This is a genomic window from Candidatus Symbiopectobacterium sp. 'North America', from assembly GCF_015762685.1.
Taxonomy (GTDB): Bacteria; Pseudomonadota; Gammaproteobacteria; order Enterobacterales; family Enterobacteriaceae; genus Symbiopectobacterium.
This window is the reverse complement of the sequence record NZ_PEHF01000034.1, coordinates 1-8,736: the sequence shown is the minus strand read 5'-3', so window position 1 is coordinate 8,736 and position 8,736 is coordinate 1. Positions and strand designations below refer to the sequence as shown.

Sequence of the window (8,736 nt, the reverse complement as noted above, 5' to 3'; positions counted from 1 at the left end):
GTGATGTTCCATTACGGCAGGTTAAACATGGGGTTATGAGTCTCCCACCATGATCGGGGAAGACCCAAATATTCACATAATAGCGAGCTACCAGCGAAATTCAGTGGCATCCGGTTGGTTCCGGGTGAATACAGAACAAGGTAGCGAAATATGTCAAGGAGACTGCCCTATGGCTACCGTCCCGGTATCTTCGCACCCGCTATTCACTTTCCTGTTCCTGGCTGTGCGCCGAGCTGATTTACGCGCTTTGCCGCATCGTGAAGCCGTTACCGCTGCTAATGAACATCATGCTCGCCGCCTGCTGGCGCGCGATTATGTGCTGGTGTTTGCTGGCCGCCTGCCTGCGCGGGAGGTGTCTCATGGTTAATGCGCTGCTTACTTGCACATCACACCAGAACGGGGGGCGCATATGAATACCCTAGCCTATCGCTACAATCAGGGCATATCCTATCCCATCCCTCATGCCGATTATCTGCGCTTGTCCCATGCGCACCGTGTCGGCGTGATGTTTCTCGACATGCTGGAAGCGCAACAAGCAGGCATGACCGCCATGAAGCCCGGCGCGTTGCCGGTAGAAGATATGGCCTCATTGTTTGCCCTGTTGACCGACCAAATCGGCCATGTTGTCACCCACTGTGAAACCCACCTGTTTAACCCGCTGGAGCGCGCCCAATGAACACCAACAATTAATCCTGTATTCCTCTGGAAGTGCGCACCGCGCTCTATCGTCGTGCCGTGTCGCAAGCCTATCTCGATAGCTGCCGGGAAAATGGCGTTGAGCTGACTTGCACCCGGACTGAGCTGGAAATGGCTATTGCGCTGGAGCTGGAAAGCCCCCATGTGCGTGAACATGGAGTGAGTACCGGAACGGAAATCGCCTGTGCCATGCTGGGTGATATGGTGCAAGCCAGCGTATTGACCGATAAGCCCCAACTCACCACGCTGGGTCATATCATCATGGGCGAGTTTTGCCAGCCACACACCCGCACCACTTCCGCGACCACGTTGCATTAAGGGGGCGAGTATGACGAATAACACCGTAACCCAAACCATGCAACGCGCCAGCGGCCACTGGCCGCAACTGCTCCCAGCGCTGGGAATTACCGTTACCGCCAACGGCCAGCATGGATCATGCCCGATTTGTGGCGGCACAGACCGTTTCCGCTTTGATAACAAGGGCGGGCGCGGCACATGGATTGCAACCAATGCGGAGCCGGTGACGGCCTAAATCTGGTGGAAAAGGCATTAAAGCTGACCGCCTCTAAAGCCGCCTGCCAGATTAACGGCATATTGGGCGCACTGCCGGACATGACCACGGCCGTGACCATTACACAAACGAACACCGAGGCCGCCCGACAACGCGCCAGTGTTCAGGCGCAAGCGCTGGTTAAATCGGCCAGTCGGCAAACACATAATGCCTATTTGAGCGCCAAAGGCTAGCCGGATGTGGAAGCCCTGACCTTACAGGAGAAAGCCGTGAAGGTTGGCGGCATCGCCTATCAGCCCGGTGATTTACTGGTGCCGCTCACCAGTAGCGAGGGCGAACTGGTCAACGTGCAGTTGATTAACGCACAGGGCGAAAAGCGTTTTCTCAAAGGTGGGCAGGTTAGCCATGCGTTCTACTGCTTCAACGGGACAACTAACCCGGTTATCTGGCTGGCCGAAGGTTACGCTACCGGCCTGACCCTGCACCAGTTGACCGGCGATACCGTATATGTGGCGTTCAGCGCTAACAATCTGCCGTCACTGGCCGCGCATCTGGCAAAGCAATATCCGTCGGTCACGCTGCTGATAGCCGCCGACCGCGACCAGAACGGCACCGGCCAGCAAAAGGCCTAGCTGGCGATTAAAGAGCGCAAAGGCCGTGCCGTGTTACCGCCAGTCTTCGGTGACTGGAACGACGTTTATCTGAACGAGGGCATCAATGCCACCCGGCAACACCTGAGCACGTTACGGCAACCGATAGAGCCAAGCCCGTTTGATTCGCTAAGCGAGGCCGAATTTAAGGCAATGAGCGCCAGTGAAAAAGCGGAGAAGATACGCCAACACTACCGCGATGCACTAGCCATTGATGCCTTTGGCGAAACCTTTTTCCAGTACCAGCACGGCGCATGGAAGGTGTTAAGCAATCGTAATTTAGGGCGAGACATCGCCGCGCTGTTCCAGAAGATACAAGCGCCGTTTACCGCATCCGGCATCAACAGCGTGCTGGATACCCTGAAACTGATTATCCCGATGCAGGCTGAACCACAACGGCGGCTTATCGGCTTTCGTAACGGGGTATTAGATACCGTCACCGGCCAGTTTAAACCACACCGCCGTGAACACTGGTTACACACCGTCAATGACGTAGATTACACCCCGTTCAAAGAGGGCGAGAACCTACCGGATAACGCCCCGTACTTCTGGGGCTGGCTAGCGCGCGCCGCCGGGAATAACGAAGAAAAACAGATTCGAATTCTGGCCGCGCTCTATATGGTGTTGGCAAACCGTTACGACTGGCAGATGTTTTTGGAAGTCACCGGTCTCGGTGGTAGCGGCAAAAGCATCATGGCAGAAATCGCCACCATGCTGCCCGGAGAAGACAACACCACAGCGGCCACCATCAATACCATTGAGTCATCGCGTGAGCGCTCATCCATTGTCGGTTACTCGCTAATTGTGTTACCCGACCAAGAGAAATGGAGCGGTGACAGTGCAGGCATCAAGGCGATCACTGGCGATGATGCGGTAATGGTTGACCCGAAATACCGTGACGCCTACTCAACCCGTATTCCGGCGGTGATTCTGGCGGTCAACAAAAGCCCGATGCGCTTTAGCGACCGCAGCGGCGGCGTGTCCCGCCGTCGCGTCATTATCCCGTTCCCAGAAGCTATTGCGGCCAGTGAACGCGACCCGGCGCTGAAAGAGAAGATCCGCGCCGAGCTGGCAGTGATCGTGCGCCACCTGATGCAGCGCTTTCACGACCCGAACGAAGCCCGAGGACTGCTACAAGCGCAGCAACAGAGCGCCGAAGCGCTGGAAATCAAACGCCATGCCGATCCGCTGGTTGATTTTTGCTGCTATCTGCTGGCACTGGGAGACACTGACGGCCTGTATATGGGCAACGCCAACATTACGCCGCGTAACCCGCGTAAGTACCTGTATCACGCTTACTTGTAGTTTATGGAGTCACGCGGTCATCAAAAGCCCATGACGCTGACGGCATTTGGAACGGCATTGCCAACCATGATGTCGGAATACGGCAAGGTGTATCTCAAGAGCAAGACCAAACAGGGAATGCAGACGAATTTAGCGCTGACAGGTGAAGCGGATACCGACTGGCAACCTAAATGTGAAATTGCCTGACCCCATCAACCACAAGTCAACCCATCTCATCGGGTTGACTTGTTCACTATTCAGCCTACAATGTAACTACAAAAAGCAACTATAGGATGTATGTTTTGGATGTCCATCACAGTCTCAACGGAAGAGAATTTGAGTGGGATGATGACAAAGCCCACACAAACCTATGCAAGCACCATGCTGCTTTTGAATTTGCCTGTGAAGTCTTTTTTGATCCTCACGCATTGAGCGTTTGTTATAACCGATTTGATTATGGCGAAAAGCGCTATCAGACAATAGGCGCAGCAGGCGGACAGATTTTACTGTTGGTGGTTCATACGGATAGATTCGGTTCAATCAGGATCATTTCCGCCCGTAAAGCGAACGCCAAAGAAAGAGCGAGGTACAAGGACTATGAATCGTAAACAACAGATTGATCGTCTTAATAGCATGAAAGATGCAGACATTGACTATAGCGATGCGCCGGAACTGCCGGATGCCGTGTGGAATAAAGCGGAACGCGCAAAGTTCTTTAAGCCGATCAAAGTCCAAAAAACCGTGCGTATCGATGCCGATGTGCTGAACTGGCTCGAAAGCGAAGGGCCGGGCTATCAAACGCGACTCAATAGCATCTTGCGTCGGGAAATGGAAAAAGCATTACGCTCCTGATTTCACACTCTCCCATTTTAAAAGCGGTGGTAACGGGCATACAGCCACCGCTATTCCCACGGTGACCTTCTGTCTAATAGTGACTGCAACGACTCATTGCTAGCTATGGGCTTTTTCAGTTCAGTAATGAATGCAGAAAACTGGACGTCGTCCACAACAATGACACATTGATCTTGTGACGATATCGCGGCCTCATTCTCAATGGCCGTTGGTTTGTCCTGTGCTTCCATAGCGACCTCATGGGTAAAAAACAGCCTATTGAGCCATATTCTCCCTAAAAGGTGACGAGTAACTCATCACCTATTCACCCACTCGTAACCACTTAACATAATGATTATTAATCATAAAATTCATAGGTGACGAGGGTGAACAGTTTTTCATAAAATCTTTTTATTGGGGCTAATCGAGACAAATGAAAAGAGTGACCGACACAGTCCAATCCCAGATAACCACCCCGAAAAAAAAGATCTAATAATCAAAAGATTGCACTGTCATCCGTATGCGTAGGCCTACGTTTAGGTCTAAGAACAAAGTCTGAATTGGAGCTTATTTCAATTAAATCATGATATTGAAAAATACATTCAGACTCCGCCAGCTCACCAGAGTCGACCGATAAAGTCCTGAAAGCCCGCACGGCGCAAGCCCTGCGGGTTTTTTTGTGTCTTAAAGCGCTGGCCTTACGGGTTATCGCCAACACCGCACTCAATGAACACGGATTTCCACCTGATGTGATTGAAGCCGCGCTGGCACACGTGGATAAAACGAGGTGCGCCGCGCCTATAACCGCAGCGACTATCCCCCTTGATGCAACGATGGGCTGATTTTGTGGAGGCGGCAGATAGGGGGAGCCTTTTAGAGGGTGACAACATGTTTGCTCGATTGATGCATGAACAGGGTTGAGCTTAGTCTTTGCGCATAGTGCAGGTACTGAGCCACTCGCAATTAGCAGTGTTCGCAGCATTTTGCATCAATGACGTAGCTTCGCTAATTCATCTTCAGAAAGGCCCGTCGATTTCATAACAATACCTAGCTCCACACCGTTTTGAAGTAGTTCACGAGCTATGTCCAGCGTGGCTTCACGTCGCCCTTCTTTGCTGCCTTTCTCAATACCTTTCTGTTCCAACTGTTCCGCTATGGTCATCAGTTCATCTCCATGTTGCGGCACCCGTTGTGCCAGTTGCCTTACATAAGCTTCAGAATTTGATGTGTTGCCTGCCTGTACCATGTAGTTTATCAGCGATCTGACCTGTTGTCTGGTCATGTCAGTCGTCAGCATAATGGTTACCAACCGGTCCATCAAGTCAGACAAATCCCGTTCGCGAATGTGCTTTTGTATCAGCGTCAACGCGGCCACACTGCGATGCTGCATGGTGTCCTCATCGGGAATGGTCGTCACATCAACCAGCGGGAAATCTTCACTGTATAGCTGCTTAGCTAAAGCCGGATCGTCGAAGAGTTGCAGCCAATTGGTAGAATTCGGGCAAGGGCTCGGCTTGCCCGCATAAAACAGTATTGGGATCACCAGAGGCAGCTTCTTATTCCCCGCATCAAGGTGCCGCTACATCGCGGCAATCGCGTACCGCATTAGCCTGAATGCCATATGCTTATCCGGCTTGCTTTGTTGCTCAATCAATACATGGACATACCCTGCTCCTGCGCGTGTCTGTAGGCTGTAAAGGACATCACTGTAAATGCTCTTAAATCATCTTCAACAAACGAGCCAGACTCCAGTTTCAGAGTGGTGAGATCGCAAAGCGCCAACAGCTTTTCAGGTAAATGTAGTTGTATAAAATCTCGTGTGGATTCAGGGTACGTCAAAAACTGCTTAAACGTCGCATCGTGCGGGAAGGGGGTTTTGTTGGCCTTTTTCATTAGCGCGGACTCTGAATGTAATCCAGTATCAGTTTAGCTATCTTGGCCTCTCGCGTTCCTCAATAGAGGGCTACTTCTGCCCTGTTTACAACCTGTAATTCTGTATAAAAGCAACTCAATGGCGTCCCGTGCAGGGACATTGAAAAAACATTGCGTTCCCTATCTCACACACATCCAGATAAAAAGCGGTGGCAACAGTCACACTGCCACCGCTATTTCCAAGGGGATTTTCTATCTGATAGAGTCGTCAGCGATTTATATCACTCAAACGCTCTGAAGTAGAATCGCCGGGTCAACATTCCGCACATCGGCGGTACCGGTCAGCACCATGCTGGACTCAAGCTCACCTTGGAAGCGTTTGAACTGCATCTCAACCCCTTTAACACCGCCGCCGAGGCTGGCACGCAGCATGGGACGGCCAACCAATACGGCATGGGCACCGCTGGCCAGCGCTTTAAGCACATCGCCACCGTCACGCACGCCACCATCGACCAGAATCGGCATCTTGTAACCGCGATCGCGCACAGCTTTAACAATGGAGGGTAACACATGCATGGTCGCCGGGGTCGAGCTCAGCACGCGACCGCCGTGGTTAGACACCACAATCGCCCCACAACCGGCTTCGGCACACATCAGGGCTTCTTCCACCGTCATCACACCTTTAGCCATAAAGGGGATTTTGGCGTATTTGACGATTTCTTTGATTTTTTTCAGATCCTTAGTCTCAACCGTATTACCGGGCAATGTGCGAGCAGCACAACCTGCGGAATCGATATCAATAGCAAAGAAAAGCGCACCGGCGTTCTGCACCAGATCGATACGTTCAAAGATTTCCTGTTGGGTACGTGGTTTGATTTGCGCAATCGCGCGGCCTTTAAATTCTTTGACCACCTCTAAACGGCGTTTGTAGGTATCAAGTGGGTCTTCAATACCGTCCGCTGCCCAACCTAAACAACCGGAATTTGCCGCCCCTTCGATAATGCCGCGCTCATATTTATCCTCGGTCATGACTTCGCCATCAAACGTCAATTTGTTGGCAGCACCCATGTTGTAGGTGAGACCACCGGTGACCCCGGTCAGGATGGGCATCGCTAACTTAACGCCAAGTAACTCCGTTTCCATTTTCGGCTTACTCACATTGTGCAGGCTGCGCATCGTGAGACTCATGCCTTCAAAGGCTTCAATGTTGCGCACAAAGCTTTGGCGCATACCGCCCATACCGGGAACCCCTTCACCGCACGGACCTTTACCGTTACAACGCCCTGCCCCAGCGACATCACATGCTGCGCAAGTACTCATGATTTTGCGCGCATTGCCGAGTACGTCTTTTAAGTTTTTAGGCTCTTTAATGTAACCGGTGATGGCTTTTGGCTCCTCCGCCGAGGCGGTGGCTCCCATTGTGGCCACAGCTTCTGCGGCGTGGGCTGTAGATGAAGCCGTCAGAGCAAGCGTTCCTGCCGCAGCGGCGAGTTCGGCTCCCTTGGTTAAAAATTCTCGACGATTTTGATCTAATTTATTATCCATATTAGTGTCCCCTATGTTATTCAATTCTTTTCAGGAGTTATTAACGCGTATTGCTCACAGCCTGAATTTACGCTGCGTAATTTCTGAAGGGATAACACTCGAGGATAAAATTTGGAGATAGATCGCTTAACGTAAAAAACTTTGAACTTTGCATACCCTATTATGCATTTTTGCATAACACAGAGATTCAGCATTTCAATATTAATTAATTATCATTCTCTTTAAGAGAATATGACGTAACCGTAGCATTAACCAAGTAAATTAAATGTGATACCACTGTCAAAAAAGAGATAACAATCTGCATAGGTAAATTGACTGCATTTGGAGTTTCGTCCACGTCAAAAAGCGAGATTGATCTCTTCCCTTTATTCAGTAGCAGCGTAAAGTAAAGCTTTCAGCCACTCTTCTCCATAATAAAGCAATCATCAATGTTGGGAAGCGTTCAAAAAGGTGTGTATTGCGTGAGCTATTGGCTGTATTTACGGGGAATGGTATTAGCGCTGAGTCTGTTCTCGGTTCAAGGATTCGCGCAGCAAAATCTGACATTCAACGTTCATAGCAACACCCCGCCCTTTGAGTGGCAAAATAAGGCCGGTGAAGAGACTGGCTTCAACATTGAATTAGCCCGCCAAATTGCCCAAAAGTTGCAATACGATTTAATTATCAATCGCCAAACGCTCGAACAAACCCTGTATTCCGTAACCCATAATGCGCGCCAGTTAGCCGTGATTGATTTGCCCGCAGGAGAAACCTTTGCGCTCAACACTGCGCTACCGCTATTGCCTACCTATATCAGTGCCTATAACCTGCGCAGCGCAGGCCAGGCGGACTTGTGGGCAACGCTGCATAAAAAGCGTGTAGCCATTAAACAGGCCTCTTCGGTAGAGATGTATCTTAAGGCTAATCCACAGGATTTTACCGTCGTGCCCGTCATCACCAATGAGCAGGGATTTGAGCTGTTATCCGCCGGTAAAGTGGATTTTGTATTGGCCGAATTCTACTGTGCCCGTCGTCTGTTGCAGCAATTCCCTATGACCAAAACGGTGAGTAATCCGTTATTCTTCAGTCAGTTTTATTTGGTCATGTCCGAAAAGGATCCACTGTTCTCCAAGGCGGTGAGTGACGTTCTGGAGCAGAATTACCACGGTGGCTATTTCGATGATTTGATTTATAAATGGGTCGGGTTCGGTAAGAAAAAAATCGAATTAGGGAAAGTACGTAACGATTTTTTTCAATGGGCATTATTTGCTGCCATCATATCCAGCATTGGCTTGTTGAGGGTTTTCCCCGATCATGGTGGGAGACTCATAACCCCATGTTTAACCTGCCGTAATGGAACATTACTGC

Annotated in this window: 7 protein-coding genes and 3 pseudogenes; 8 read left to right on the top strand and 2 right to left on the bottom strand. The window is 50.6% G+C overall.

All coding sequences use genetic code 11. The features are described from left to right. Window positions 1-169 precede the first annotated feature (169 nt). The 7 genes and pseudogenes from CS369_RS08170 to CS369_RS08140 form a co-directional block, all read left to right on the top strand. Window positions 170-367: a host cell division inhibitor Icd-like protein gene (locus CS369_RS08170; protein ID WP_196906702.1), complete on the top strand. Its 198-nt coding sequence runs from the start codon at window positions 170-172 to the stop codon at window positions 365-367. Between the two features lie 42 nt (window positions 368-409). Beyond that, window positions 410-676, top strand: a complete 267-nt coding sequence (locus CS369_RS08165) for a hypothetical protein (RefSeq protein WP_196906701.1) — start codon at window positions 410-412, stop codon at window positions 674-676. Window positions 677-708: 32 nt separating this feature from the next. Further along, on the top strand, window positions 709-1,014 hold the full coding sequence (locus CS369_RS08160; RefSeq protein ID WP_374191042.1) for a DUF5375 family protein: 306 nt from the start codon (window positions 709-711) through the stop codon (window positions 1,012-1,014). Between the two features lie 10 nt (window positions 1,015-1,024). Next, window positions 1,025-3,348: pseudogene (locus CS369_RS08155) on the top strand (primase-like DNA-binding domain-containing protein). An 86-nt stretch (window positions 3,349-3,434) separates the two neighbouring features. Continuing rightward, the gene (locus tag CS369_RS08150; RefSeq protein WP_196906700.1) at window positions 3,435-3,749 is read left to right on the top strand and encodes a BrnT family toxin; all 315 of its coding nucleotides are present in this window, start codon (window positions 3,435-3,437) and stop codon (window positions 3,747-3,749) included. Beyond that, window positions 3,739-3,993 carry a BrnA antitoxin family protein gene (locus CS369_RS08145; RefSeq protein WP_196906699.1) on the top strand — a complete coding sequence of 85 codons (255 nt, stop codon included), beginning with the start codon at window positions 3,739-3,741 and terminating at the stop codon, window positions 3,991-3,993. The genes CS369_RS08150 and CS369_RS08145 overlap by 11 nt, the downstream gene beginning before the upstream one ends. Before the next feature lie 677 nt (window positions 3,994-4,670). Then, a pseudogene (locus CS369_RS08140) lies at window positions 4,671-4,893 on the top strand (integrase); the annotation flags it as partial. Between the two features lie 67 nt (window positions 4,894-4,960). Here the strand turns inward: CS369_RS08140 and CS369_RS08135 are convergent. Both CS369_RS08135 and CS369_RS08130 read right to left on the bottom strand, forming a co-directional pair. Further along, a pseudogene (locus CS369_RS08135) lies at window positions 4,961-5,865 on the bottom strand (Rpn family recombination-promoting nuclease/putative transposase). 264 nt (window positions 5,866-6,129) lie between these two features. Beyond that, window positions 6,130-7,389, bottom strand: coding sequence for an alpha-hydroxy-acid oxidizing protein (locus CS369_RS08130; protein WP_196906698.1), 1,260 nt, complete (start codon window positions 7,387-7,389; stop codon window positions 6,130-6,132). Between the two features lie 461 nt (window positions 7,390-7,850). Here CS369_RS08130 and CS369_RS08125 point away from each other — a divergent pair. Further along, on the top strand, window positions 7,851-8,736 hold an 886-nt coding region (locus CS369_RS08125; protein ID WP_196906697.1), incomplete at its 3' end, for an ABC transporter substrate-binding protein.

Coding starts and splice junctions, on each gene's coding strand:
- CS369_RS08170 (WP_196906702.1), top strand. CDS start 170: ATGGCTACCGTCCCGGTATCTTCGCACCCGCTATTCACTTTCCTGTTC.
- CS369_RS08165 (WP_196906701.1), top strand. CDS start 410: ATGAATACCCTAGCCTATCGCTACAATCAGGGCATATCCTATCCCATC.
- CS369_RS08150 (WP_196906700.1), top strand. CDS start 3,435: ATGTATGTTTTGGATGTCCATCACAGTCTCAACGGAAGAGAATTTGAG.
- CS369_RS08145 (WP_196906699.1), top strand. CDS start 3,739: ATGAATCGTAAACAACAGATTGATCGTCTTAATAGCATGAAAGATGCA.
- CS369_RS08130 (WP_196906698.1), bottom strand. CDS start 7,389: ATGGATAATAAATTAGATCAAAATCGTCGAGAATTTTTAACCAAGGGA.